This is a genomic window from Variovorax sp. FW305-3-2-15-B-LB1 (assembly GCF_058787635.1).
On record NZ_JBYSZY010000060.1, the window covers coordinates 15,119 to 38,844 of the forward strand.

A 23,726-nucleotide genomic window follows, 5' to 3' on the forward strand; every position below is an offset into this window, starting at 1 on the left:
GACGGCATCGCATGCAGATCCTCCAACTCCTGCTCTCGGGCATCGCGCAAGGGTGCATCTACGGGCTCATCGCACTGGGCTTCGTGCTGATCTACAAGGCCACCGAAACGGTGAGCTTCGCGCAGGGCGACCTGATGATGCTCGGCGCGTTCGGTGCCTTCGCGGGCATGTCGCTGTTCGGCATGCCGTTCTGGCTCGCGGCGCTGCTGGCGGTGGTGGCCATGGCGGCCTTCGGCGTGCTGCTCGAGCTGGTGGTGATCCGCCCGATCCTCGGGCAGCCGCAGTTCTCGATCGTGATGCTGACCATCGGCATCGCCTACGTGGCGCGCGGCCTGATCACCATGGTGCCGGGCATCGGCACCGACACCCACACGCTGGCCGTGCCCTACAAGGACCAGATCTGGAAGCTGGGCGAGCTGGTGGTGAACCTGGAGCAGTTCGTGATCATCGTCGCCACCGCGATCCTGTGCGGCCTGCTGTACGCGATGTTCCGCTACAGCAAGCTGGGCATCGCGATGCAGGCCTCGTCGCAGAACCAGCTGGCGGCCTACTACATGGGCATTCCGGTGAAGCGGCTCAACGGGCTGGTGTGGGGGCTCGCCGCCGCGGTGGCGGCCATCGCCGGCATGCTGCTGGCGCCCATCACCTTCGTGCACGCGAACATGGGCTTCATCGGGCTCAAGGCCTTTCCTGCCGCGGTGGTGGGGGGCTTCGGCAGCCTGCCGGGCGCGATCGTCGGCGGGCTGGTGATCGGCATCGTCGAGTCGTTCGCGGGCTTTTACCTGCCCGACGGTTTCAAGGACACGGCGCCGTACATCGTGGTGCTGCTGATGCTCATGATCAAGCCGAACGGATTGTTCGGCGAGAAGCTGCGCAAGAAGGTCTGAACATCCCATGCGCTTCATCTTCAAGACCAGTTACGACCAGGACATCCGCCTTGCGCGGCACGGCGGCCACGTGCTCTGGTACAGCCTGCTCGTGGCCTTCCTGCTCGTCGCGCCGTGGGTCATCGACGAGTACTGGCTCGCGCAGCTGACCTTCGTGCTGATCTACGGCATCGTCGGCCTGGGGCTGATGCTGCTGGCGGGCTTCACGGGGCAGTTCTCCATCGGGCACGCGGCGTTCCTCGGAACGGGCGCGTACACGCAAGGGGTGCTGACGAACATGGGCGTGCCGTTTCCGCTCGCGCTGCTGGCGTCGGCCGCGCTGTCGGCGGCGGTGGGCGTGGTGGTGGCGATGCCGGCGCTGCGCGTGAAGGGCATCTACCTGGGCATCGCGACGCTGTCCTTCGGCTTCATCGTCGAGGAGGTGTTCGCGCGCTGGGAAAGCGTGACGGGCGGCAATGCGGGCCTGCATGTGAAGTCGCCGCAGCTGTTCGGCTGGTCGCTGGGCTCGGGCGAGGGCTTCTACTTTCTCTGCCTGGTGGTCGCGGTGGTGTCCACGCTGGGCATTCTGAACCTGCTGCGCTCGCCGACGGGGCGTGCCTTCGTCGCCATCCGCGATTCGGAGATTTCGGCGCAGAGCATGGGCATCCACCTGGCGCGCTACAAGACGATGTCGTTCGCGATCTCTGCGGCGCTCGCGGGGCTGGGCGGCGCGCTGTATGCGCACAAGCTGAGCTTCATCTCGCCGGACCAGTTCAACATCCTGCAGTCGATCGACCTGCTGCTGATGGTGGTGATCGGCGGGCTGGGCTCGGTGCACGGCGCGTTCCTCGGCGCCATCTTTCTCATCGCGATGCCGCAGCTGATCTCGATGGGCAAGGACTGGCTGCCGGCGGTGGTCGGGCAGGCGCCCGGCCTGCAGGGGCTGGTGTACGGGCTGGTGCTGATCGCCTTCGTGTTGTTCGAGCCGCTGGGGCTGTACGGGCGCTGGCTCAAGATCCGCACCTGGCTGCAGCTCTTCCCGTTCTACCGCAAGGGTCTGTTCAAGCGGCAGAAGTCGTTCACCAAATCGGATCGGCTGAGATGAGCAACGACGTCCTTCTTTCCGCGAAAGACCTGAGCGTGCGCTTCGGCGGCGTGCTGGCGGTCAACAAGGTGAGCTTCGACGTGCGGCGCGGCGAGGTGTTCACGCTGATCGGGCCGAACGGCGCGGGCAAGACGACGGTGTTCAACCTGATCAGCCGCATCTACACGCCGACCACGGGCGAGATCACCTGGCATGGCGAGGCGGGCGGGTCGATCGCGCTCACGCAGCAGGCGCCGCATGCGATTGCCGCGCTGGGCATTGCGCGCACTTTCCAGAACATCGAGCTGTTCGAGCATGCGACGGTGCTGCACAACCTGCTGATCGGACGCCACACGCACCGGCAGACGGGCTTCTGGAGCGAAGTGTTCTTCACGCCGGCCACGCGCTGCGCCGAGATCGCGGCGCGCGAGAAGGCGGAGCAGGTGATCGACCTGCTCGACCTGCAGCACTACCGCGACTCGATGGTGGCGGGGCTGCCCTACGGCGTGCGCAAGGTGGTGGAGCTGGCGCGCGCGCTGTGCACCGAACCCAAGCTGCTGCTGCTCGACGAGCCTTCTTCAGGACTCAATGTCGAGGAGACGGCGGACATGGCGTTCTGGATTCAGGACATCCAGCATGAGCTGGGGGTGTCGGTGCTGATGGTCGAGCACGACATGTCGCTGGTTTCCAAGGTGTCGGATCGCGTGCTTGCCATGAACCAGGGGGAGGTGCTGGCTACGGGGTCTCCGCGTGAGGTGCAGGCGGATTCGCGGGTGATCGAGGCTTACCTTGGGACTGTGGATGACGTGAGCAGCCTTCGGAGGGTTGTTGCATGAGCGCTGTGTTCGCTACCCCTTTGGAGGCGCCCGGTGCGCGGCACGGCGCGGTCGCCTCCACTGTGCCGGCCGCTTCGCGGCTCCCCTGCGGTGCTCGCGTTTCGCGGGGTCTCGCAGAACTCGCTTCGCTCAAACAGCTGCGAGCCCTGATCCGCGAAACGCTGCGCTCCTCGGCGGCACAGAGGGGGCGCCCACGCCGCACCGCACACCGGGCTTCGTCGTGGCTTGATGGCTCTGCATGTTCCGCCTTGAATCAGGGAGCAGCGGCATGAGCGACGTCGTGCTTCAACTGCTCAACGTCGAAAGCGCCTATGGCCCGATCAAGGCCATCCGCGGCGTGAGCCTGAAGGTGCGCAAGGGCGAGATCGCGACGGTGCTCGGCTCCAACGGCGCGGGCAAGACGACGATCCTCAAGACCATCTCGGGGATCATCGATCCGCGCAAGGGCAGCATCGAGTTCCAGGGGCAGGACATCACGGCGAAAGACCCGGCCTTCATCGTGCAGCAGGGGCTGAGCCACGTGCCCGAAGGGCGCGAGGTGTTCCCGCTGCTGTCGGTGAAGGACAACCTGCTGATGGGCGCCTACACGCGCAAGGACCGCGATGGCGTGGCGCGGGACATCGAGACCGTCTTCACCTACTTCCCGATCCTGCGCGAGCGCGCCACGCAGGACGCCGGGCTGCTCTCGGGCGGACAGCAGCAGATGCTGGCCATCTCGCGCGCCATCATGGCGGCGCCGCACCTCATTCTTCTGGACGAACCCAGCCTGGGCCTGAGCCCCAAGCTCACCAAGGAAATCTTCGAGATCGTGGTGCGCATCAACCGCGAGCGCGGCACCACCATCCTGCTGGTGGAACAGAACGCGAACATGGCGCTCAACGCCGCCGACCACGGCTACGTGCTGGAGAACGGGCGCATCGTCATGGAAGACTCGTGCGAACGCCTGCGCGAGAAGGATGACATCAAGGAGTTCTACCTGGGTGTCAAGGACGACGGCGTGCGCGGCGAGCGGCGCTGGAAAAAGAAGAAGACCTGGAGGTAGCCGTCGCCATGCAAGGACTCTGGGATCTGCGAACCATCGAACCCGGCCACGACATCCTCGTGCCCGGCGACACGCTGTCGGCCATGTTCTGGAACGCCGTGCGCCAGCGCGGCGACAACATCTGGATGCGGCAGAAGGAGCTGGGCATCTGGCGCAGCTGGAGCTGGCGCCAGACCGCCGAGGCCGTGCGCGAGATCGCGGCCGGGCTGCAGGCCATCGGCTTCACGCGCGGCGAGTGCGCGTCCATTCTTTCGAACACCGTCATCGAATGGGTGCTGGCCGACCTGGCCGTGCTCAGCTGCGGTGGTGTCTCCAACGGCATCTACCCGACCGACGCTGCTTCGCAGGTGCAGTACCTGTGCGAAGACTCGCGCACCACGGTGCTCTTCGTGGAAGACGACGAGCAGCTCGACAAGGCGCTCGAGGTGCGCGCCCGCCTGCCCGGCCTGCGCCGCGTGGTCGTGTTCGACATGGAAGGCCTGCGCGAACTCGACGACCCGGGCGTGATGAGCCTCGATGCGCTGCGCGCCCTCGGCCGTACGCACCTGGCGGGCGATCCGCAGGCGGTGGAGCGCAGCGTGGCGGCTTGCCGTCCCGAAGACCTGGCCATCTTGGTCTACACCTCGGGCACCACCGGCAAGCCCAAGGGCGCCATGCACAGCCACGCGGGGCTGGTGTACACCGCGCGCGGCTACAACACGCTCATCGCGCAGGACGAGAAAGACGAGCGCATGTGCTTCCTGCCGCTGTGCCACATCGCCGAGCGCATGGGCGGCGAGTACTTCGCGATGTACACGGGCTCGATCCTCAACTTCGTCGAGAACCCCGAGACGGTGCCCGAGAACGTGCGCGAGATCGCGCCCACGGTGTTCACGGGCGTGCCGCGCGTGTGGGAGAAGTTCTATTCGGGTGTGATGATCGCGCTGAAAGAGGCCAGCCCGCTGCAGCAGGCCGCCTACAAGTGGAGCATCGGCGTGGGCGAAACCATCGCCAACAAGGTGCTCGCGGGCCAGGAGATCGGCACGGGGCTGCGCCTGAAGTTCCGGCTGGCGCGGCTGCTGGCGCTGGACAACGCGCGCAAGCTCATCGGCATCCACCGCGCGCGTTTTCTCGTGACCGGCGCGGCGCCCATTTCGCCCGAGCTGGTCAAGTGGTACCTCGCGCTGGGCGTGCCCATGCTCGAGGTGTGGGGCATGACGGAGTCGTGCGGCGCCTCCACGGCCGTGCCCGTCACCCGCATCAAGCCCGGCTCCATCGGCCCGGCCACGGGCTACAACGAGGTACGCATCGATCCGGCCACCAGCGAGATCCTGGTGCGCGGCCCCAATGTCTTCATGGGCTATTTGAATCTGCCGGAGAAGACGGCCGAGACCATCGACGCCGACGGCTGGCTGCACACGGGCGACGTGGGCGTGATGGACGAGGACGGGTATTTCCGCATCACCGACCGGATGAAAGACATCATCATCACGGCAGGCGGCAAGAACGTGACCCCGAGCGAGCTGGAGAACGAGCTCAAGTTCAGCCTCTACATCACCGATGCCGTGGTGATCGGCGACAAGAGGCCCTACCTCACGGTGATCGTCATGATCGACCAGGAGAACGTCGAGAAATTCGCGCAGGACCACGACGTGCCGTTCAGCAACTACGAGAGCCTGACACGCACGCAGGAAGTGCAGGACCTGATCCAGGGCGAGATCGATCGCGTCAACGCCAAGTTCGCGCGCGTCGAGCAGATCAAGAAGTTCTTCCTGCTCGAGACGCAGCTCAGCGCCGAGGACGAGGAGCTCACGCCCACGATGAAGCTCAAGCGCAAGCTGGTGCAGACCAAGTACGCGCAGCGCATCGACGCCATGTACCGCTGACCTCTTTTTTGCCAACCCGAGGAGACAACGCTATGACGAAGCTCAAGACATTGACGACGCTGGCCGTGCTGGGCTTGATCGCGACGCTCGCGTCCGCGCAGCAGCAGGGCGTGAGCAAGGACGAGATCCGCATCGGCACCATCCAGGACCTGTCGGGTCCGCTGGCGGGCTTCGGCAAGCAGGCGCGCAACGGCATGCAGCTGCGCGTGGACGAACTCAACGAGCAGGGCACGCTCAACGGCCGCAAGCTCAAGCTCTTCGTCGAAGACTCGGGCTACGACCCGAAGAAGGCGGTGCTGGCGGCGCAGAAGCTGGTCAACCAGGAAAAGATCTTCATCATGGCCGGCCACATCGGCACGGCACAGAACATGGCGGCGATGCCGGTGCAGTTCGACAAGAACGTCGTCAACTACATGCCCATCACGGCGGCGCGCGAAATGTACGAGCCGCTGAACCGGCTGAAGTACTCGTTCGCGGCCACCTACTACGACCAGATCCGCCTGGCACTGCCCAAGATGATCAAGGACAAGGGCGCCAAGAAGGTCTGCACGATCTATCAGGACGACGAGTTCGGCCTGGAAGTGCAGCGCGGCGCCGAGGCCGGCCTGAAGGCCGCGGGCATGGAGCTGGCCGAGAAGACCTCGTTCAAGCGCGGCGCCACCGACTTCAGCTCGCAGGTCGCGAAGATGAAGGCGGCCAACTGCGACCTCGTGGTGCTCGGCACCATCATCCGCGAGACCATCGGCACCGTGGGCGAGTCGCGCAAGACCGGCTTCAACCCGACCTTCCTGGGTTCGAGTGCGGCCTACACCGACCTGATCCACAAGCTGGGCGGCAAGGCCATGGACGGCGTGTACGCCACCATGACGGTGCAGAACCCCTACACCGACGAGCAGTCGCAGCCGCTGCGCTTCTGGGCCAACAAGTACAAGACCAAGTTCAACGAAGACCCGACCGTGTTCTCGGTGTACGGCTACGTGATCATCGACTCGTTCATCAAGGCCGCCACCAAGGCCGGCCCGAACCTGACGACCGACAGCTTCATCAAGGCGATGGACAGCATCACCTTCGAGCCCGACATGTTCGGCAGCCCGAAGAGCACCTACACCGCCACCAAGCGCCTGGGCAACGACCAGTCGCGGCTGTCGCAGATCAAGGATGGCAAGTGGGTGGTGGTGTCTGACTACGTGACACCGTAAGCCAGCGCCGCCCCGGTACCGTGCCGGGGCGAGCGGCTATATTCCGCGAAATCCCCTTCGCGAGACTGCCGCCATGCCCCAGTACTGGTTGATGAAATCCGAGCCCGACGAGGTCTCGATCGACGATGCCCTCGCCGCGCCCGGTGCCACCGTGGCGTGGACCGGCGTGCGCAACTACCAGGCGCGCAACTTCATGCGCGATGGCATGAAGGTCGGCGACGGCGTGCTGTTCTATCACTCGAGCTGCCCCGAGCCCGGCATTGCCGGCATCGCGCGCGTGGCCTCGGGCATCCAGCCTGATCCGACGCAGTTCGACCCGAAGTCGCCGTACTACGACGCCGGCGCGAAGAAGGAAGACCCGCGCTGGTTGCTGGTCGACGTGCAGGCGCTGCGCAAGACGCGGCTGCTGTCGCTGCCCGAGTTGCGTGCCAGGCCCGAGCTGGCCGATCTGGTCATCCTGCGCAAGGGCAACCGGCTCTCGATCACACCGGTGGAGCCCGCGCACTGGAAGGTCATCGAGAAGATGCTGGCCTGAACGAACCGGTTCAGGCGACTTTCGACAGGATCGGGAACAGCTTGCCGAGCCCGTCGGCCATCACCTCGACCGCGAGCGCGGCGAGGATCAGGCCCATCAGCCGCGTCATGATGTTGATGCCGGTCTTGCCGAGCACCCGCGCGATCGGCTGCGCGAGCGAAAAGGCCAGTGCGGTCGCCAGCGCTACGACCACGCCATAGCCGACCAGCAGCCCCAACTCCCACAGGTGCTGCGTCTTGTCGGCGTAGATCACTACGGTGGAGATGGCGGCCGGGCCGGTGAGCAGCGGAATCGTGAGCGGCACCACCGCGATGGAGGCGCCCATCGACGCCTTCACTTCCACCGCGCGCAGCTCGTCGACGTTGGTCTTGCTCTCGGCCGGTTGCGCATTGAGCATCGAGATCGAGCTCATGAGCAGCAGCAGGCCGCCGCCGACCTGGAAGCTCGCGATCGAGATGCCGAAGAAGGACAGCAGCTGCAGCCCGATGAGCGCGCTCACGGCAATGACCACGAAGGCGCTGAAGGCCGACATGCGCACCGTGCGCTTGCGCTGGGCGTCGGAGTAATCCTGCGTGTAGTGGATGAAGAAGGGCACGATGGCCAGCGGATTGACGATGGCCACCAGCGTGACCAACGGCTTGATGAGGTCCATGGAGGTGCTCATCGTTATCGTCCTCCGGTCACGTCGAGCAGGGCCATGGTGGTGTAGCTGGCCTCGGGCGAGAGCAGCCACAGGACGGCGCCGGCAATTTCTTCGGCGGTGCCGCTGCGCTTCATCGGCACGCCTGGGCCCATCTCGGCGGCGCGGCCAGGCTGGCCTCCGGAGGCGTGGATGTCGGTGTCGATCACGCCGGGGCGCACCGCGTTCACGCGGATGCCTTCGTCGGCCACTTCCTTGGCCAGGCCGATGGTCAGGGTGTCGATGGCTGCCTTGCTGGCCGCGTAGTCGACGTACTGGCCGGGCGAGCCGATGCGCGCGGCACCGCTGGAGATGTTGACGATGGCGCCGCCTTCGCCGCCGTGCTTCGTGCTCATGCGCTTCACCGCCTCGCGCGCGCAGACGAAGCTGCCGATCACGTTGATGCGGAACATGCGCTCCAGCCGCGCCACGCTCATCTCGTCGACGCGCGCCTGCACGTCGACCACGCCGGCGTTGTTCACGAGCGCCGTGAGGCGCCCGAGCTTGGCGTCGACCTTCGCGAACATCGCGAGCACCTGGGCTTCGTCGCCCACGTCGGCCTGCACCGCCATGGCGGTGCCGCCGCCCGCGCGGATGGTGCGCACCACCTCGTCGGCGGCCAGCGAGTTGCTGGCGTAGTTCACGGCCACGGCGTAGCCGCGCTTCGCGGCGAGCAAGGCCGTGGCGGCACCAATGCCGCGCCCACCGCCGGTGATCAAGAGCACCTGGTCCAAATCCCACCTCCTGCAGAGAAACTGTGCGTCAGTTAAAACCGACGGCCTGGATTACATCACCGAGGGCTGGCGCATGAGCACGAGCATGAGCACCGCGCCGCCCCAAGCCAGCTCGCACCGCAGTGCGCAGCACGGAGGTTACTGAATGCACAAGACCATCGACTATTACTTTGCGCCACAGAGCCCGTGGACCTATCTGGGGCATACCCGCTTTGCCGCCATCGCCGCGGCCGCTGGCGCCACCGTGCGCGTGCGGCCCATCGACATGGGCAGCGTGTTCCCCGTGTCGGGCGGGCTGCCGCTGGGCAAGCGCGCGCCGCAGCGCCAGGCCTACCGGCTGCTCGAGCTGGCGCGCTTCTCGAAGCACCTGGGCCTGCCGCTGAACCCGAAGCCGAAGTTCTTCCCGGTGGCCGGCGACGATGCGGCGCGGCTGATCATCGCGGTCGACATGCACGACGGCACCGAGGCCGCGATGCGCATCAGCGCCGCGGTGTTCGCGGCCGTGTGGGTGCAGGAGCGGAACATCGGCGACCCGAACCTGCTCGAAGCCCTGGTCGCGGAATGCGGCCTGCCGGCCAAGCGCGCCGAGCAATCGCAAAGCCAGGCGGTGCAGGAGCGTTACGAGGCTTACACGCAGGAAGCGATCGACATCCAGGTGTTCGGCGCGCCGAGCTACGTGATCGACGGCGAGATCTTCTGGGGCCAGGACCGGCTCGATTTCGTCGAGCGGGCGCTGCGCGCGTAACGGCGCGCGCAAGCCGACCCGCTTTTTCTTTTTTCATTCCATCGTTTCAGGAGAACCCCATGGGCCAATTCATCGACCTCACCGCCAAGGACGGCTTCACCTTTCCCGCCTACGTGGCCGAGCCCGCGGGCACGCCGCGCGGCGCCGTGGTGGTGGTGCCGGAAATCTTCGGTGTGAACTCGCACATCCGCTCGGTCGCCGACGGCTATGCGGCCGACGGCTACCTGGCCGTGGCGCCTTCGACCTTCCACCGCGTCAAGCCCGGCGTCGAGCTGGGCTACAGCGACGACGACATGAAGACCGGCTTCGGCTACAAGACCGCGGTCGAGGCGCTACCTGCGCCCGGCGTGCTGCAGGACCTCGAAGCCGCGATCGCCTACGCCTCGAAGGCGGGCAAGGTCGGCATCGTCGGCTACTGCTGGGGCGGCCTGCTGGTCTGGCGCGCCGCGGCCCTGCTGCCGGGCCTGGCCGCTGCCGCACCTTATTACGGCGGCGGCATGACGACGCCGGAAGAAAGCGCGCGCCAGCCGAAGGTGCCGGTGCTCGCGCAGTTCGGCAACCGCGACCACTGGATTCCGCTGGACACCATCGAGGCCTTCAAGAAGGCGCACCCCGAGGTGGAAGTGCATGTCTACGAAGCCGACCACGGCTTCAACTGCGACCAGCGCGGCTCGTACAACGCCGAGGCGGCGAAGCCGGCGCGTGAACGCGTGCTGGCCTTCTTTGCCAAGCACGTCGGCTGAGACCGCAGCGCGCCTCAAGCAAAAGCCCGGCAGTGCCGGGCTTTTTCATTTCTATTTCTTGGCGCCGACGCGGGTCTGCAGGAAGTCGAGCAGCGCGCGCAGCGCCGCGCTGTTGTGGCGCCGCTGCAGGTAGGCGGCCGACAGCCACATGTCCTTGCGCGCATAGCCTTCGAGCACCGGCACCAGCTCGCCGCTGTCGATGTGCGACTGCACCAGCAGCGAGGGCAGGTAGATCACGCCGAAGCCGCGCATCGCGACGCGGATCAGCGGCGCGCCTTCGGTGCAGTCCATGCGGCTCTTGACCTGCACGTCCAGCGGCTGGCCGTTGTCATCGAAGCGCCACGCGGGCTGCGTGCCCAGCAGCGAATGGGTCAGTGCGTCGTGGTGGGCGAGCTCCTGCGGGTGCGCGGGCTTGCCGTGCTTCTTCCAGTAGATCGGCGAGGCGCAGACCACCATGTGGATGAGCCGCAGCTTGCGCACGATGAGGTTGGCGTCTTCCACCGGGCCGCTGCGGATGTCGACGTCGATGCCTTCCTCGGCGAGGTCGACGGTGCGGTTGGTCAGCTGCAGGCTGATGCTCACGTCGGGGTAGTGGCGCATGAAGTCGGCCAGCAGGTCGGGGAACTCGCCGTTGCCCATGCCGTGCGGCGCCGAGATGCGCAGCCGGCCGCCGGGCTGGCTGGCGCGCTCCTGCAGTTCAGCCTGCGTGAGCTCGACCATCTCGAGCATCGGCGTGCTGCGCTCGAGCAGCAGCTGGCCGGCGTCGGTGAGGCTGACGGAACGCGTGGAGCGGTTGAGCAGGCGCACGCCGAAGCGGGTCTCGAGTTCGGCGACGTACTTGCTGACCGTGGCCTTCGACATGTCGAGCCGCTTGGCGGCCTGGGAGAAGCTGCCGTGCGAGGCGACTTCCCGGAAGGTTTTGATCAGATCGAGACTGTCCATGTCAGTGAAGCCCGTTGTTTTTCGCGAGGGAGCGCGGTGTGCCGATTCTCGGGGGTTTTGCCGGATAGGACCGGCGCGGGGTTCTGGTGTAAGCCGGAAGCAGTCAGGCGGTGTGCGCCCGGTTTTTTGCGTGCACGACTTTGTTGACTGATTGTTTCGCTACAGGAAACACCGTGTCTCTGAACCGAGTGTTTTCCCGAAGGAATTCCGGCTGACACTCGCCGCACAGGCGAGCCAACGTGCAAGCCTGGTGGACATCCCATCTAGCCGAACACAAGGAACAGACATGAAGACCTCGCACATTTTCGCAGCCGCCGCCCTGACCCTCCTGGCCGCCACCGGCGCCCAAGCCGAGACGTACCAAGGCGTGACCCAAGTGATCTCGTCCAAGAGCCGCGACGAAGTCAACGCCGAAGCCCAGCGCACCGCCGCAGCCCCGAACCAGAACGTCGTGCGTGGTTCGCGCGGCGCGGAAACCGTGGCCGTGTCGAAGGACCGTTCGATCGTCGAAGCCGAAGCCATCCGCACCGCCTACGCTCCCGACCAGAACGTGACCTCGGGTTCGCGCGTCAACAGCAAGGTCATCTCGACCATGGTGAACCCGATGGACGCACGCGTTCAAGCCCAGCAAGGTTCGGGCGCCGTCGCCAAGTAATTGGCCGCGAAGCCAGCCGCCTTCCGGGGCGGCCCGGGCTGACAAAAGAAAGCCACGCATCTGCGTGGCTTTTTTCATGGGCGTTCAGCGCGTGCGGGCGAGGTAGCGCTTGCGCCAGAAGATCAGGACCAGCAGCACCGCGATGACCAGCATGGCCGACATCGCGATCCAGAAGCCGTCCGCCTTGTGCACCAGCGGGATGAACTCGAAGTTCATGCCGAAGATGCCGGCGATGAGGTTGAGCGGCAGGAAGATGGCGGTGAGCACGGTCAGCACCCGCATGATGTCGTTGGCCCGGTGGCCCTGGACGCTGAAGTGCATCTGCACGGCGGTCTCGGCGTTCTGCTCGAGCCGGTGCACGTGGTGCACCACGCGCTGGATGTGCTCCAGCACGTCGCGGCTGCGCACCATGATCAGGTCGCGCTCGCGTTGCGCGGTCTCGCCCTGCGGCACGGGCAGGGTTTCGAGCGAATCGATCCAGTCCTGCATGGCGGCGCGCTGGTCTTCGCAGATCTCGTCCAGCCGGTGCAGCGACTGGCGCGCCTCCATCAGCGCGCTCCAGTTGGTGAAGCGGCTGCGCGGGTCGATGAGCTCGGTCTGCCAGTGGTCGAGCTGCTTCGTGAGTTCGCGCCGCATGTCGAGGTAGCCGTCGACGATCAGGTTGACGATGCGCAGCATCAGGTCGGCGGGGCTCGCCGGCAGGCGGGCCGAGGTGGCGCGCACGTCGAGCGCCGGCGTGCCGCGGCCGTCGGACGAGGCCGCCGCCAGCAGCCGGGCGGCGAAGGCGTCGCGCACCGTGCCGTCTTCGGGGTGCACCGAGAGCAGCACGCGGTCGAACACCGCGAAGCCGACGGGGCGGGTGTCGATGCGGCGCAGCACCGGCGGGCCGCCGCGCGACGGGCGTTGCGGCGGTGAGGGTTCGGCGCTGTCCTGGCCGTTGCCCGTGGCCAGGCGGCGGAACACCAGCACGTCGTACAGCGAGGTGTAGTCGTAGTGCGAGGGCAGCTGGTCGTTGAGCAGGTCGGCCACGTGCAGGTCGACCAGCTGGGTCTGGCACAGCGTCTGCAGGATCTGCTGCACCTCGGGCTGGGCGGCGCGGAATTCGTCGCGCGTCAGCGAAATCCAGAGGTAGCTGGCGGCGGCGCAGGCGCCCGGCACGGCCAGCGGCGCCAGCGAGGCGTGCTCGCTGACCTGCGAGCGGCTGATTTCGAAGATGCGCATGGACACTCGCCCCCGGTGGTTCTTCTTCCACGCCAGAAGTGCCGTGGAGGTGCGGCAGGCATGCCGCAGTAGCTATTATTTTTGTAGCAACCGGGCGGCGTCAAGCGCGAAGTAGGTCAGCACGCCATCGGCGCCGGCGCGCTTGAAGGCCAGCAGGCTTTCGAGCACCACGGCGTCGTGGTCGAGCCAGCCGTTCTGGGCGGCGGCCTTCAGCATGGCGTACTCGCCGCTCACCTGGTAGGCGAAGGTCGGCACGCGGAACTCGTCCTTCACGCGGCGCACGATGTCCAGGTAAGGCATGCCGGGCTTCACCATGACCATGTCGGCGCCTTCGGCGATGTCGATGGCGACCTCGCGCAGCGCCTCGTCGCTGTTGCCGGGGTCCATCTGGTAGACCTTCTTGTTGCTCTTGCCGAGCGTCGCGGCCGAGCCGACGGCGTCGCGGAAGGGGCCGTAGAAGGCGCTGGCGTACTTGGCGCTGTAGGCCATGATGCGCGTGTGGATGTCGCCGCGGGCTTCGAGCGCGGTGCGGATCGCGCCGATGCGGCCGTCCATCATGTCGCTCGGGGCCACAATATCGACGCCAGCTTGCGATTGTGTGAGTGCCTGCTTCACCAGCACTTCAACGGTGGCGTCGTTGAGGATGTAGCCCGTCTCGTCGAGCAGGCCGTCCTGGCCGTGGCTGGTGTAGGGGTCGAGTGCCACGTCGGTCATCACGCCCAGTTCGGGGAAGCGCGCCTTGAGCGCGGCCACCACGCGGGGAATCAGCCCGTCGGGGTTGAAGGCCTCGTCGCCCGCAGGCGTCTTGAGGCTGGCGTCGATCACCGGGAACAGCGCCATCACCGGGATGCCGGCCTGCACGCACTGCTCGGCCACGGGCAGCAGCAGGTCCAGGCTCAGGCGGTCCACGCCGGGCATCGAAGGCACGGCGTCGCGGCGCTTCTCGCCTTCCTGCACGAACACTGGGTAGATCAGGTCGTTCGTCGTCAGCGCATGCTCGCGCACCAGGTTGCGGGTGAAGGCATCGCGGCGCAGCCGTCGCGGGCGGCCGGCGGGGAACATCGCGAGCGGGGAAAATGGTGACGTCATATATCTAAAATTGTGCCTGAAGCGCGAAATCGCAGCCCAGCGCTGCTGGAGGCAAGTTGTCTGACAACTACGGAAATTAATAGAACTTAAGTTCTAGATTTTTGTTGTAAAAGTCAAAGAAACTGCCTCAATCGCTTGAAACCTTGTTTCGTCTTTGTTAAATTCTGAAGCGGGCGGCTTGCCGCTCCCCGCTTTTCCTCCCTGAGCGGGTGCCTTGATGTGTGACAGCAAAAGGGCTTCCCAGCCCGACGTGAAGACGTCGGGCTTTTTTTTGCCCGAAACCTTGGCAAAGGGCCCCGAAGAGGGGTCAGTGTGCAGCCACCACTAAACTGCCGCCATGCTCTGGGTCAAATCTCTTCACATTGTTTTCATTGCCAGCTGGTTTGCCGGGCTGTTCTATCTGCCGCGCATCTTCGTCAACCTGGCGATGGTGCCCCCCGAGTCGGTCGCGGAGCGTGAGCGCCTGCTCCTGATGGCGCGCAAGCTGCTGCGGTTCACCACCTTCCTGGCGGTGCCGGCGCTGGTGTTCGGCGCCTGGCTCTGGCTGGGCTACGGCATCGGGCGCGGCCCGGGCAACGGCTGGATGCACGCCAAGCTGGCCCTGGTGCTGCTGGCCATCGGCTACCACCATGGCTGCGGCGTGCTGCTGCGCCGTTTTGCGGCGGGCGGCAACCGCCGCAGCGACCGCTGGTACCGCTGGTTCAACGAGTTGCCCGTGCTGCTGCTGCTGGGCATCGTGATCCTGGTGGTGGTGAAGCCCTTCTGAGCCCGTGTCGACGGTAGACATGCCGCACAAGTCTGCCGCGCTCCCCCTGGCGCTGGCCTATGCGGCGCTGATCATCTATGCCAGCCTGTATCCCTTCGCCGACTGGCGTGACCAGGGGATCGCGCCCTGGGCCTACCTGTCGGCGCCCTGGCCCAAGTACTGGACGGGCTTCGACTTCGGGGTGAATGTGGCGGGCTACGTGCCCTTCGGTTTTCTGTGTGCGCTGAGTGTGCTGCGCACGGGCAGCAGCCACAGTGTGTGGCGTGCGCTGTTGCGCGCCACGGTGGCGGGCGCGGCGATCGCCTTTGCCATGGAGACGCTGCAAAGCTATCTGCCGGCGCGCATTCCTTCCAATGTCGACCTGGGGTTGAACACCGCCGGCACGGTGCTCGGCGCGGTGCTGGCCGCGGCGCTGGAGCGGCTCGGTGCGATCGCCCACTGGAGCCGCGTGCGCTCGCAATGGTTCGTCGAGGACGCGCGCGGCGGTCTCGTGCTGCTCGCGCTCTGGCCCTTTGCGCTGCTGTTCCCCGCCGCCGTCACCTTCGGCCTCGGCCAGGTGTTCGAACGGCTGGAGACGACGATTTCCGAGTGGCTGCTCGACACGCCCTTCATCGACTGGCTGCCCGTGCGCCAGTTCGAGCTGGAGCCGCTGGTGCCGGCCGTGGAGTTGCTGTGCGTGATGCTCGGGGCGCTGGTGCCTTGCCTGCTGGGCTACCTGGTGGCGCGCAACGTGGTGCAGCGCGCGGTGCTGCTGCCGCTGATCCTGCTCGCAGGTGTTGCGGCCTCGGCGCTGTCGGCGGCCATGAGCTATGGCCCCGAGCATGCGTGGGCCTGGCTCGATCTGCCGGTGCAGGTCGGGCTGGCCGCAGCGGTGTTCGCGGGCGTGCTGCTGCTCTTTGCGCCGCGCCGGCTGTGCGGCGCACTGCTGCTCATGGGGCTCGTGCTCCAGCTGAGCCTGCTGAACCAGGCGCCCGAGAGCGCCTACTTTGCACAGACCCTGGCCACCTGGGAGCAGGGCCGCTTCATCCGCTTCCACGGCCTGGCCCAGTGGCTGGGCTGGGGCTGGCCTTTCGCGGTGCTGGTCTACGTGGTGGCTGCGCTGTCGCGGCGCCGCCCTCGGCCTGAGCACGCACGCTCATAAAATCGGTCGATGCCCAGCACCACTCCCGCCGCGCCGTCCGGCTACTACGGCCGCCACATCTTCTTCTGCCTGAATGAACGCAAGAACGGCGAAGACTCCTGTGCCCTGCACAACGCGCAGGAAGGCTTCGACCGCTGCAAGGCCAAGGTGAAGGAGCAGGGGCTCGCCGGGCCCGGCAAGGTGCGCGTCAACAAGGCCGGCTGCCTCGACCGCTGCGCGGGCGGGCCTGTCGCGGTGGTCTATCCGGAGGCGGTCTGGTACACCTTCGTGGACGCCGAGGACATCGACGAGATCGTCGAGTCGCACCTGAAGAACGGCCAGGTCGTCGAGCGGCTGCTGCTGCCGCCCGACGTCGGCCGCTGAACTTTCCTGCGGACCCCGTGCTCGTACCGTGCACGTTGCCGGCATCGCCGGCCCAGCCAACCCCAGCGCCATGAACTCCCAGACCGAAAAAATCAGCCTCCAGGGCGCCGCGGGCGTGATCGAGGTGCAGCGCGACCTGCCGTTGGGCGACGCGCGCGGCATCGCGGTGATCGCCCATCCGCACCCGCTGTTCGGCGGCACGATGGACAACAAGGTCGTGCAGACCCTGGCCCGCGCCTTCGTGTCCTGCGGCTGGACGGCCGTGCGCTTCAACTTCCGCGGCGTCGGCGCCAGCGAAGGCGCTCACGATGAAGGGCGCGGCGAGCTCGAGGACATGCTGCATGTCGTCGGCCAGCTCGCGCCCGAAGGCCAATTGGCCATTGCCGGCTTTTCCTTCGGTGCCTTCGTGGCCAGCTGCGCGGCCGAGAAGCTCTGGGCCGCACGCGACGTGCGGCAGTTGGTGCTGGTCGGCACGGCCGCCTCGCGTTTCTCGGTGGCCACGCTGCCGGCCGAAGCGCACGAGCGCGCGCTGGTGGTCCATGGCGAAGCCGACGACACCGTGCCTCTCGCCGCCGTGATGGACTGGGCGCGTCCCCAGTCACTCCCTGTCACGGTTATTCCCGGGGGCGGCCATTTCTTTCACGGACAATTGCCGCTGCTCAAAAGCCTGGTCGCCCGCCATCTGCGCGCGGGCACCGAATGAAAGCCTTTCAGGCTTGTTTTCGCCTCTTCCCACACTCTCCATGAATCGTTTTTTCACTGCGCTTCGCGCACTGGTGCTGACCGCTGCTGCCTCGGTTGGCGTGATCGCCGCCGCCCAGATGCCGGCCCCGCCTGAAATCGCCGCGCGCAGCTACCTGCTGCTGGACGTGACCGCGAACCAGATCCTGGCGCAGAAGGACATCGACAGCCCCGTCGAGCCGGCCTCGCTCACCAAGCTGATGACCGCGTACGTCGCGTTCGACGCGCTGCGCGCCAAGAAGATCACGCTGACCCAGACCCTGCCGGTGAGCCCGCGCGCCTGGAAGATGCCCGGTTCGCGCATGTTCATCGATCCCAAGATGCAGGTGCCGGTGGAAGACCTGATCAAGGGCGTGATCGTGCAGTCGGGCAACGACGCCACGGTCGCGCTGGCCGAAGGCGTGGGCGGCACGGTGGAGCATTTCGTCGAGATGATGAACGCCCAGGCCAAGGTGCTGGGCATGAAGAACACCACCTACAAGAACCCCGAAGGCCTGACGGCGCCCGGCCACACGACCACGGCGCGCGACCTGAGCATCCTGGCCACGCGTCTGGTGCGCGACTTCCCCGAGGAAGCCAAGTACTACGCCATCAAGAAGTACCGCTACCCGGGCACCCCATCGACCAACGACACCAACCGCAACCTGCTGCTGTTCCGCGACCCGACCGTCGACGGCCTGAAGACCGGCCACACCGACGCCGCCGGCTACTGCATGATCGCCACCGCCAAGCGCGACTTCCCGAACCTGACCGGCGGCCGCCGCCTGCTGTCGATCGTGCTGGGCGCCAGCAGCGAAGCCGTGCGCGCCAACGAGTCGCAGAAGCTGCTGAACTGGGGCTACACGGCCTACGACGCCGTGCGCCTGTTCGACGCCGGCCAGCCGGCCGCCACGCCCGCCGTCTGGAAGGGCAAGGCCAACGTGCTGAAGCTGGGCCGTCCCGAGGCCATCGTGGTCGCCGTGCCGACCGGTTCCGCCAGCAAGATCAAGACGCAGGTGTCGCGCCCCGACCCGCTGGTCGCGCCGTTCACCAAGTACCAGGCCGTCGGCTCGCTCAAGGTCACGCTGGACGACCAGCCCCTGGCGGACGTGCCGCTGGTCGCCCTGGAGCCGGTCGAGCAGGCCGGCGTCTTCGGCCGCGCCTGGGACGCCGTGCGTCTCTGGATCAAGTAAGAGACAGGAAAAAACGGCCTTGAAACAGGCGGTGGCGGGCGCTCCAGGCGCCTGACATTGCCATTTCAGACCTGCCTGCTATACTCGTGGGCTTTTCGGAATTTTCCGAAGGGTTTCACGTTTTCGTTATTCCCGGCTTCCTTGAGTCACGACCAAGGGCGGTTTCACTACCAAAGTCGGGTTGTTTTGGGACTAATTCATTCATGCCAACCATCAATCAACTGGTGCGTCAGGGTCGAACGGTCGAAAAGATCAATTCGAAGAGCCCTGCCATGCAGAACTCGCCGCAACGTCGCGGTGTCTGCACCCGCGTCTACACCACGACGCCCAAGAAGCCCAACTCGGCGCTTCGTAAAGTTGCCAAGGTCCGTCTGACCAATGGCTTCGAAGTCATCTCCTACATCGGCGGCGAAGGCCACAACCTGCAAGAACACAGCGTCGTGCTGGTTCGCGGCGGTCGTGTCAAGGACTTGCCCGGTGTGCGTTACCACATCGTGCGCGGTTCGCTCGACCTGCAAGGCGTGAAAGACCGCAAGCAGTCGCGTTCCAAGTACGGCGCGAAGCGCCCCAAGAAGGCTTAAGCCTTCCTGTCAGAAAACAAGCGGTGTTCGATGGCCTTGGCGGGCTTGTCGAACGAAGTGACCCAATGTCGGGTCGAGTAAGTGAGAGTCCTGACTGGCTCTCGCGGTATCGGAAACGATGCCAACTGAAGCAAAGAGGTTAGAAAAATGCCACGTCGTCGCGAAGTCCCCAAACGTGAAATCCTGCCGGATCCCAAGTACGGCAATGTCGAGCTGTCCAAATTCATGAACGTGATCATGGAAGGCGGCAAGAAGGCTGTTGCCGAGCGCATCATTTACGGTGCCCTCGACTTCATCGAGAAGAAGAACCCGGACAAGGACCCCCTCGAAGCGTTCACCGTTGCCATCAACAACGTGAAGCCGATGGTCGAAGTGAAGTCGCGCCGCGTCGGTGGTGCGAACTACCAGGTGCCGGTCGAAGTCCGCCCTGTCCGTCGCCTCGCCCTGTCGATGCGCTGGATCAAGGAAGCTGCCCGCAAGCGCGGTGAGAAGTCGATGGCCCTGCGTCTGGCCAACGAACTGATGGAAGCCACGGAAGGCCGTGGCGGTGCCATGAAGAAGCGCGACGAAGTGCACCGCATGGCAGAAGCCAACCGCGCCTTCAGCCACTTCCGCTTCTAAAAAACACACGTCTCTTGAGCGTTGGGGGTTGAGTGCCGGGCGAAATCGCCCGTGCTCGACGCCCAGCGCTCAACGCATTTAAACCCGAAAGTACATCATGTCCCGCAAGACCCCCATCGAGCGCTACCGCAACATCGGTATCTCCGCGCACATCGACGCCGGCAAGACCACCACCACCGAACGTATCCTGTTCTACACGGGCGTGACCCACAAGCTCGGCGAAGTGCACGATGGCGCGGCAACGACCGACTGGATGGAGCAGGAACAAGAGCGTGGCATCACGATCACCTCGGCTGCCGTGACCTGCTTCTGGAAGGGCATGGACCACTCGCTGCCCGAGCACCGCATCAACATCATCGACACCCCCGGCCACGTGGACTTCACCATTGAAGTCGAGCGCTCGATGCGCGTGCTGGACGGCGCCGTCATGGTGTACGACTCGGTCGGCGGCGTGCAGCCCCAATCGGAAACCGTCTGGCGTCAGGCCAACAAGTACAAGGTGCCGCGTCTGGCGTTCGTCAACAAGATGGACCGCATCGGCGCCAACTTCTTCCGCGTTCGCCAGATGATGGTCGACCGCCTGAAGGCCAACCCCGTGCCGATCGTGATTCCGATCGGTGCCGAAGACAAGTTCCAGGGCGTGGTCGACCTGCGTCTGATGAAGGCGATCTTCTGGGACGAAGCCTCGCAAGGCATGAAGTTCGAAACGCGCGAGATCCCCGCCGAGCTGGTCGAGCTGGCCAAGGAATGGCGCGAGAAGATGGTCGAAAGCGCGGCCGAAGCTTCGGAAGAGCTGATGAACAAGTACCTTGAAGAAGGTGACCTGACGCTCGAGGAAATCACCCACGGTCTGCGCACGCGCACGATCGCCGGCGAAATCCAGCCGATGCTGTGCGGCAGCGCGTTCAAGAACAAGGGCGTGCAGCGCATGCTCGACGCCGTGATCGAACTGATGCCTTCGCCGCTGGACATTCCTCCGGTGCACGGCACGGACGACGACGAGCAAGACGTGACCCGCAAGGCCGACGACGGCGAGAAGTTCTCGGCGCTGGCATTCAAGCTCATGACCGACCCGTACGTTGGCCAGCTGACCTTCGTGCGCGTGTACTCGGGCGTTCTGAGCAAGGGCGACACCGTCTACAACCCGGTCAAGGGCAAGAAAGAGCGTATCGGCCGTATCGTGCAGATGCACGCCAACGAACGCCTCGAAATCGAAGAAATCCGTGCCGGCGACATCGCCGCTTGCGTGGGCCTGAAGGACGTCACCACGGGCGAAACCCTGTGCGACCCGAATGCCATGATCACGCTGGAGCGCATGGAATTCCCCGAGCCCGTGATCTCGCAGGCCGTCGAGCCCAAGACCAAGGCCGACCAGGAAAAGATGGGCATCGCCCTGCAGCGCCTGGCTTCGGAAGATCCGTCGTTCCGCGTGCGCACCGACGAAGAATCCGGCCAGACCATCATCTCCGGCATGGGCGAACTGCACCTCGAAATCATCGTGGACCGCATGAAGCGCGAATTCGGCGTGGAAGCCAACGTGGGCAAGCCGCAAGTGGCTTACCGCGAAACGATCCGCAAGACCGTCGAAGAAGCCGAAGGCAAGTTCGTTCGCCAGTCGGGTGGTAAGGGCCAGTACGGTCACGTCATCCTGAAGATCGAGCCGCAGGAAGCCGGCAAGGGCTTCGAGTTCGTCGACGCCATCAAGGGCGGTGTGGTTCCTCGCGAATACATCCCCGCCGTGGAAAAGGGCGTTGTGGAAGCACTGACGCAAGGCGTGCTGGCGGGCTACCCCGTCGTCGACGTCAAGGTCACGCTGCACTTCGGTTCGTACCACGACGTGGACTCGAACGAAATGGCGTTCAAGATGGCCGCGATCTTCGGCTTCAAGGAAGGCGCCCGCAAGGCCAGCCCGGTCATCCTCGAGCCGATGATGGCCGTGGAAGTCGAAACGCCTGAAGACTACGCCGGCAACGTGATGGGCGACCTGTCCAGCCGTCGCGGCATGGTGCAGGGCATGGACGACATGATCGGTGGCGGCAAGCTCATCAAGGCTGAAGTCCCGCTGTCGGAAATGTTCGGCTACTCGACGACGCTGCGCTCGGCCACGCAAGGCCGCGCCACGTACACGATGGAGTTCAAGCACTACGCTGAAGCTCCCCGTAACGTCGCCGAAGCCATCGTGGCCGCTCGCTCGAAGTAAGTTTCAAGAATGTGGGGCCGCGCAGTGCGCGGCCCTTCTTGTCTGCGATCCGGTGCCGCCCTGTTCCCGTGCGGGGCGAACCAGCAATCGGATGCAGACATAAAACCAACACACGGGACATGCTCTTTCAAGGATTGAAAAATGGCAAAAGGTAAATTCACCCGCACCAAGCCGCACGTGAACGTGGGCACGATCGGTCACGTTGACCACGGCAAGACCACGCTGACGGCTGCGATCGCCACCGTGCTGTCGGCCAAGTTCGGCGGCGAAGCCAAGGCTTACGACCAGATCGACGCAGCGCCTGAAGAAAAGGCCCGCGGCATCACGATCAACACCGCGCACGTCGAGTACGAAACGGCCAACCGCCACTACGCACACGTCGACTGCCCCGGCCACGCCGACTACGTGAAGAACATGATCACCGGCGCTGCCCAGATGGACGGCGCCATCCTGGTGTGCTCGGCCGCTGACGGCCCGATGCCCCAGACCCGTGAACACATCCTGCTGGCTCGCCAGGTGGGCGTGGGCTACATCATCGTGTTCCTGAACAAGTGCGACATGGTCGACGACAAGGAGCTGCTCGAGCTGGTCGAAATGGAAGTTCGCGAACTCCTCGACAAGTACGAATTCCCCGGCGACGACACCCCCATCATCCACGGCTCGGCCAAGCTCGCCCTGGAAGGCGACAAGGGCGACCTGGGCGAAGGCGCCATCATGAAGCTGGCAGAAGCCCTGGACACGTACATCCCCACGCCTGAGCGCGCTGTGGACGGCACGTTCCTGATGCCCGTGGAAGACGTGTTCTCGATCTCGGGTCGCGGCACCGTGGTGACCGGCGCTGTCGAGCGCGGCGTGATCAAGGTCGGCGAAGAAATCGAAATCGTCGGTATCCGCCCCACCGTCAAGACCACCTGCACCGGCGTGGAAATGTTCCGCAAGCTGCTGGACCAAGGTCAGGCTGGCGACAACGTCGGCGTGCTGCTGCGCGGCACGAAGCGCGAAGAAGTCGAACGCGGCCAAGTGCTGTGCAAGCCCGGCTCGATCAAGCCGCACGTGCACTTCACCGCCGAGGTGTATGTCCTGTCCAAGGACGAAGGCGGCCGTCACACGCCGTTCTTCAACAACTACCGTCCGCAGTTCTACTTCCGCACGACGGACGTGACCGGCGCGATCGAGCTGCCCGCGGACAAGGAAATGGTCATGCCTGGCGACAACGTCAGCATCACCGTGAAGCTGATCAACCCGATCGCGATGGAAGAAGGCCTGCGCTTCGCCATCCGTGAAGGCGGCCGTACCGTGGGTTCGGGCGTCGTGGCCAAGATCCTCGACATCTAAGCCGGACGCAAAGGAATCACCATGGCTACCAAGCAAAAGATCCGCATCCGCCTGAAGGCATTCGACTACAAGCTGATCGACCAGTCGGCCGCTGAAATCGTGGACACCGCCAAGCGCACCGGCGCGATCGTCAAGGGCCCCGTGCCCCTGCCGACCCGCATGAAGCGTTTCGACATCCTGCGTTCGCCGCACGTCAACAAGACGTCGCGCGACCAGCTGGAAATCCGCACGCACCAGCGCCTGATGGACATCGTCGATCCTACCGACAAGACCGTGGACGCGCTGATGAAGCTCGACCTGCCGGCCGGCGTCGACGTCGAGATCAAGCTGCAGTAATTCGACCTCGCGTCGCATTCCGAGCACAGCCCGCCTGCAGAAATGCAGGCGGGCTTTTTTTGTGCTTCACGTTTGTTTCTCAAGTGTGGCATCCTCGCGCACCGGCCTGCGGGACGCAGTGCGCCGGGGCTGAAATGAGGGCAGCACACGTGATGAGCCAGAAGTTCTCTTTTGCATTCGGTGCGGCGTGCATCGCGGCAGCATTGCTGGCAGGTTGCGGTGGGGGAGGCGGTGG

General features: G+C 65.4%; 25 protein-coding genes. 20 read left to right on the top strand and 5 right to left on the bottom strand.

Annotation, left to right across the window (positions count from 1 at the left end):
- The first annotated feature begins 11 nt into the window (after window positions 1–11).
- The 7 genes from AC3WQR_RS26575 to AC3WQR_RS26605 all read left to right on the top strand — a co-directional run bounded on the left by AC3WQR_RS26575 (window position 12) and on the right by AC3WQR_RS26605 (window position 7,427).
- Complete coding sequence (locus AC3WQR_RS26575; RefSeq protein ID WP_070061875.1) at window positions 12–887, top strand: branched-chain amino acid ABC transporter permease; 876 nt, start codon at window positions 12–14, stop codon at window positions 885–887.
- A gap of 7 nt (window positions 888–894) precedes the next feature.
- The gene (locus AC3WQR_RS26580) at window positions 895–1,971 is read left to right on the top strand and encodes a branched-chain amino acid ABC transporter permease (protein ID WP_062478791.1); all 1,077 of its coding nucleotides are present in this window, start codon (window positions 895–897) and stop codon (window positions 1,969–1,971) included.
- A complete protein-coding gene (locus AC3WQR_RS26585) occupies window positions 1,968–2,786 on the top strand; it encodes an ABC transporter ATP-binding protein (protein ID WP_492744774.1) in 819 nt (272 codons plus the stop codon). Before AC3WQR_RS26580 ends, AC3WQR_RS26585 begins: the two co-directional genes overlap by 4 nt.
- A gap of 268 nt (window positions 2,787–3,054) precedes the next feature.
- On the top strand, window positions 3,055–3,828 hold the full coding sequence (locus tag AC3WQR_RS26590) for an ABC transporter ATP-binding protein (RefSeq protein ID WP_056576626.1): 774 nt from the start codon (window positions 3,055–3,057) through the stop codon (window positions 3,826–3,828).
- Between the two features lie 8 nt (window positions 3,829–3,836).
- The gene (locus tag AC3WQR_RS26595) at window positions 3,837–5,693 is read left to right on the top strand and encodes an AMP-dependent synthetase/ligase (RefSeq protein WP_492744776.1); all 1,857 of its coding nucleotides are present in this window, start codon (window positions 3,837–3,839) and stop codon (window positions 5,691–5,693) included.
- A gap of 32 nt (window positions 5,694–5,725) precedes the next feature.
- Window positions 5,726–6,892, top strand: coding sequence for an ABC transporter substrate-binding protein (locus tag AC3WQR_RS26600; RefSeq protein WP_062478783.1), 1,167 nt, complete (start codon window positions 5,726–5,728; stop codon window positions 6,890–6,892).
- Window positions 6,893–6,965: 73 nt separating this feature from the next.
- Window positions 6,966–7,427 (top strand): EVE domain-containing protein, encoded by a 462-nt coding sequence (locus AC3WQR_RS26605; protein WP_492744778.1) that lies wholly within the window; start codon window positions 6,966–6,968, stop codon window positions 7,425–7,427.
- A 10-nt stretch (window positions 7,428–7,437) separates the two neighbouring features.
- Here the strand turns inward: AC3WQR_RS26605 and AC3WQR_RS26610 are convergent, their stop codons facing one another.
- Together AC3WQR_RS26610 and AC3WQR_RS26615 are read right to left on the bottom strand one after the other, a co-directional pair.
- The gene (locus tag AC3WQR_RS26610; protein WP_056576614.1) at window positions 7,438–8,091 is read right to left on the bottom strand and encodes a MarC family protein; all 654 of its coding nucleotides are present in this window, start codon (window positions 8,089–8,091) and stop codon (window positions 7,438–7,440) included.
- A 2-nt stretch (window positions 8,092–8,093) separates the two neighbouring features.
- Window positions 8,094–8,840: an SDR family oxidoreductase gene (locus AC3WQR_RS26615; RefSeq protein WP_159279502.1), complete on the bottom strand. Its 747-nt coding sequence runs from the start codon at window positions 8,838–8,840 to the stop codon at window positions 8,094–8,096.
- 145 nt (window positions 8,841–8,985) lie between these two features.
- Here AC3WQR_RS26615 and AC3WQR_RS26620 point away from each other — a divergent pair, with 145 nt between their 5' ends.
- On the top strand, window positions 8,986–9,585 hold the full coding sequence (locus AC3WQR_RS26620) for a 2-hydroxychromene-2-carboxylate isomerase (protein ID WP_062478772.1): 600 nt from the start codon (window positions 8,986–8,988) through the stop codon (window positions 9,583–9,585).
- Between the two features lie 59 nt (window positions 9,586–9,644).
- Window positions 9,645–10,328: a dienelactone hydrolase family protein gene (locus AC3WQR_RS26625; RefSeq protein WP_070061880.1), complete on the top strand. Its 684-nt coding sequence runs from the start codon at window positions 9,645–9,647 to the stop codon at window positions 10,326–10,328.
- A 51-nt stretch (window positions 10,329–10,379) separates the two neighbouring features.
- On the opposite strand, the gene AC3WQR_RS26630 is transcribed toward AC3WQR_RS26625, so the two are convergent.
- The gene (locus AC3WQR_RS26630; RefSeq protein WP_159274733.1) at window positions 10,380–11,270 is read right to left on the bottom strand and encodes a LysR family transcriptional regulator; all 891 of its coding nucleotides are present in this window, start codon (window positions 11,268–11,270) and stop codon (window positions 10,380–10,382) included.
- Between the two features lie 286 nt (window positions 11,271–11,556).
- On the opposite strand from AC3WQR_RS26630, the gene AC3WQR_RS26635 reads away from it, so the two are divergent.
- Window positions 11,557–11,925 (top strand): hypothetical protein, encoded by a 369-nt coding sequence (locus tag AC3WQR_RS26635; RefSeq protein WP_062478764.1) that lies wholly within the window; start codon window positions 11,557–11,559, stop codon window positions 11,923–11,925.
- A gap of 84 nt (window positions 11,926–12,009) precedes the next feature.
- Here AC3WQR_RS26635 and AC3WQR_RS26640 read toward each other — a convergent pair whose 3' ends face one another.
- Both AC3WQR_RS26640 and hemB read right to left on the bottom strand, forming a co-directional pair.
- Complete coding sequence (locus AC3WQR_RS26640; protein WP_492744780.1) at window positions 12,010–13,146, bottom strand: magnesium transporter CorA family protein; 1,137 nt, start codon at window positions 13,144–13,146, stop codon at window positions 12,010–12,012.
- A 75-nt stretch (window positions 13,147–13,221) separates the two neighbouring features.
- Window positions 13,222–14,235, bottom strand: coding sequence for a porphobilinogen synthase (gene hemB, locus AC3WQR_RS26645; protein ID WP_235926962.1), 1,014 nt, complete (start codon window positions 14,233–14,235; stop codon window positions 13,222–13,224).
- Between the two features lie 337 nt (window positions 14,236–14,572).
- Between hemB and AC3WQR_RS26650 the strand changes: the two genes are divergently transcribed.
- The 10 genes from AC3WQR_RS26650 to rpsJ all read left to right on the top strand — a co-directional run bounded on the left by AC3WQR_RS26650 (window position 14,573) and on the right by rpsJ (window position 23,491).
- Window positions 14,573–15,001 (top strand): CopD family protein, encoded by a 429-nt coding sequence (locus AC3WQR_RS26650; RefSeq protein ID WP_492744782.1) that lies wholly within the window; start codon window positions 14,573–14,575, stop codon window positions 14,999–15,001.
- 19 nt (window positions 15,002–15,020) lie between these two features.
- Complete coding sequence (locus AC3WQR_RS26655; protein WP_492744784.1) at window positions 15,021–16,142, top strand: VanZ family protein; 1,122 nt, start codon at window positions 15,021–15,023, stop codon at window positions 16,140–16,142.
- A gap of 9 nt (window positions 16,143–16,151) precedes the next feature.
- Window positions 16,152–16,505 carry a (2Fe-2S) ferredoxin domain-containing protein gene (locus AC3WQR_RS26660; protein WP_062478851.1) on the top strand — a complete coding sequence of 118 codons (354 nt, stop codon included), beginning with the start codon at window positions 16,152–16,154 and terminating at the stop codon, window positions 16,503–16,505.
- A gap of 70 nt (window positions 16,506–16,575) precedes the next feature.
- Complete coding sequence (locus AC3WQR_RS26665; protein ID WP_492744786.1) at window positions 16,576–17,208, top strand: alpha/beta hydrolase; 633 nt, start codon at window positions 16,576–16,578, stop codon at window positions 17,206–17,208.
- 40 nt (window positions 17,209–17,248) lie between these two features.
- Window positions 17,249–18,418, top strand: a complete 1,170-nt coding sequence (locus tag AC3WQR_RS26670) for a D-alanyl-D-alanine carboxypeptidase family protein (RefSeq protein WP_070061890.1) — start codon at window positions 17,249–17,251, stop codon at window positions 18,416–18,418.
- Window positions 18,419–18,621: 203 nt separating this feature from the next.
- Entirely contained in the window at window positions 18,622–18,999 is a 378-nt protein-coding gene (rpsL, locus tag AC3WQR_RS26675) for a 30S ribosomal protein S12 (protein WP_013543948.1), read from the top strand.
- 147 nt (window positions 19,000–19,146) lie between these two features.
- Window positions 19,147–19,620, top strand: coding sequence for a 30S ribosomal protein S7 (rpsG, locus tag AC3WQR_RS26680; protein WP_007829591.1), 474 nt, complete (start codon window positions 19,147–19,149; stop codon window positions 19,618–19,620).
- Window positions 19,621–19,717: 97 nt separating this feature from the next.
- Window positions 19,718–21,820, top strand: a complete 2,103-nt coding sequence (gene fusA / locus AC3WQR_RS26685; protein WP_062478855.1) for an elongation factor G — start codon at window positions 19,718–19,720, stop codon at window positions 21,818–21,820.
- A 141-nt stretch (window positions 21,821–21,961) separates the two neighbouring features.
- Complete coding sequence (gene tuf, locus AC3WQR_RS26690; RefSeq protein WP_062478858.1) at window positions 21,962–23,155, top strand: elongation factor Tu; 1,194 nt, start codon at window positions 21,962–21,964, stop codon at window positions 23,153–23,155.
- A gap of 21 nt (window positions 23,156–23,176) precedes the next feature.
- Window positions 23,177–23,491: a 30S ribosomal protein S10 gene (rpsJ, locus tag AC3WQR_RS26695; RefSeq protein ID WP_007838118.1), complete on the top strand. Its 315-nt coding sequence runs from the start codon at window positions 23,177–23,179 to the stop codon at window positions 23,489–23,491.
- Window positions 23,492–23,726: the final 235 nt, after the last annotated feature.

Excerpts from the sequence above, each read along its gene's own strand:
- AC3WQR_RS26650 (WP_492744782.1), top strand. The coding sequence starts at position 14,573 with ATGCTCTGGGTCAAATCTCTTCACATTGTTTTCATTGCCAGCTGGTTT.
- AC3WQR_RS26655 (WP_492744784.1), top strand. The coding sequence starts at position 15,021 with ATGCCGCACAAGTCTGCCGCGCTCCCCCTGGCGCTGGCCTATGCGGCG.
- AC3WQR_RS26630 (WP_159274733.1), bottom strand. The coding sequence starts at position 11,270 with ATGGACAGTCTCGATCTGATCAAAACCTTCCGGGAAGTCGCCTCGCAC.
- rpsJ (WP_007838118.1), top strand. The coding sequence starts at position 23,177 with ATGGCTACCAAGCAAAAGATCCGCATCCGCCTGAAGGCATTCGACTAC.
- AC3WQR_RS26670 (WP_070061890.1), top strand. The coding sequence starts at position 17,249 with ATGAATCGTTTTTTCACTGCGCTTCGCGCACTGGTGCTGACCGCTGCT.
- tuf (WP_062478858.1), top strand. The coding sequence starts at position 21,962 with ATGGCAAAAGGTAAATTCACCCGCACCAAGCCGCACGTGAACGTGGGC.
- AC3WQR_RS26605 (WP_492744778.1), top strand. The coding sequence starts at position 6,966 with ATGCCCCAGTACTGGTTGATGAAATCCGAGCCCGACGAGGTCTCGATC.
- AC3WQR_RS26600 (WP_062478783.1), top strand. The coding sequence starts at position 5,726 with ATGACGAAGCTCAAGACATTGACGACGCTGGCCGTGCTGGGCTTGATC.
- rpsL (WP_013543948.1), top strand. The coding sequence starts at position 18,622 with ATGCCAACCATCAATCAACTGGTGCGTCAGGGTCGAACGGTCGAAAAG.
- AC3WQR_RS26580 (WP_062478791.1), top strand. The coding sequence starts at position 895 with ATGCGCTTCATCTTCAAGACCAGTTACGACCAGGACATCCGCCTTGCG.
- hemB (WP_235926962.1), bottom strand. The coding sequence starts at position 14,235 with ATGACGTCACCATTTTCCCCGCTCGCGATGTTCCCCGCCGGCCGCCCG.
- AC3WQR_RS26610 (WP_056576614.1), bottom strand. The coding sequence starts at position 8,091 with ATGAGCACCTCCATGGACCTCATCAAGCCGTTGGTCACGCTGGTGGCC.
- AC3WQR_RS26665 (WP_492744786.1), top strand. The coding sequence starts at position 16,576 with ATGAACTCCCAGACCGAAAAAATCAGCCTCCAGGGCGCCGCGGGCGTG.
- AC3WQR_RS26585 (WP_492744774.1), top strand. The coding sequence starts at position 1,968 with ATGAGCAACGACGTCCTTCTTTCCGCGAAAGACCTGAGCGTGCGCTTC.
- AC3WQR_RS26575 (WP_070061875.1), top strand. The coding sequence starts at position 12 with ATGCAGATCCTCCAACTCCTGCTCTCGGGCATCGCGCAAGGGTGCATC.
- AC3WQR_RS26635 (WP_062478764.1), top strand. The coding sequence starts at position 11,557 with ATGAAGACCTCGCACATTTTCGCAGCCGCCGCCCTGACCCTCCTGGCC.
- AC3WQR_RS26625 (WP_070061880.1), top strand. The coding sequence starts at position 9,645 with ATGGGCCAATTCATCGACCTCACCGCCAAGGACGGCTTCACCTTTCCC.
- AC3WQR_RS26620 (WP_062478772.1), top strand. The coding sequence starts at position 8,986 with ATGCACAAGACCATCGACTATTACTTTGCGCCACAGAGCCCGTGGACC.
- AC3WQR_RS26660 (WP_062478851.1), top strand. The coding sequence starts at position 16,152 with ATGCCCAGCACCACTCCCGCCGCGCCGTCCGGCTACTACGGCCGCCAC.
- rpsG (WP_007829591.1), top strand. The coding sequence starts at position 19,147 with ATGCCACGTCGTCGCGAAGTCCCCAAACGTGAAATCCTGCCGGATCCC.
- AC3WQR_RS26595 (WP_492744776.1), top strand. The coding sequence starts at position 3,837 with ATGCAAGGACTCTGGGATCTGCGAACCATCGAACCCGGCCACGACATC.
- AC3WQR_RS26640 (WP_492744780.1), bottom strand. The coding sequence starts at position 13,146 with ATGCGCATCTTCGAAATCAGCCGCTCGCAGGTCAGCGAGCACGCCTCG.
- AC3WQR_RS26590 (WP_056576626.1), top strand. The coding sequence starts at position 3,055 with ATGAGCGACGTCGTGCTTCAACTGCTCAACGTCGAAAGCGCCTATGGC.
- fusA (WP_062478855.1), top strand. The coding sequence starts at position 19,718 with ATGTCCCGCAAGACCCCCATCGAGCGCTACCGCAACATCGGTATCTCC.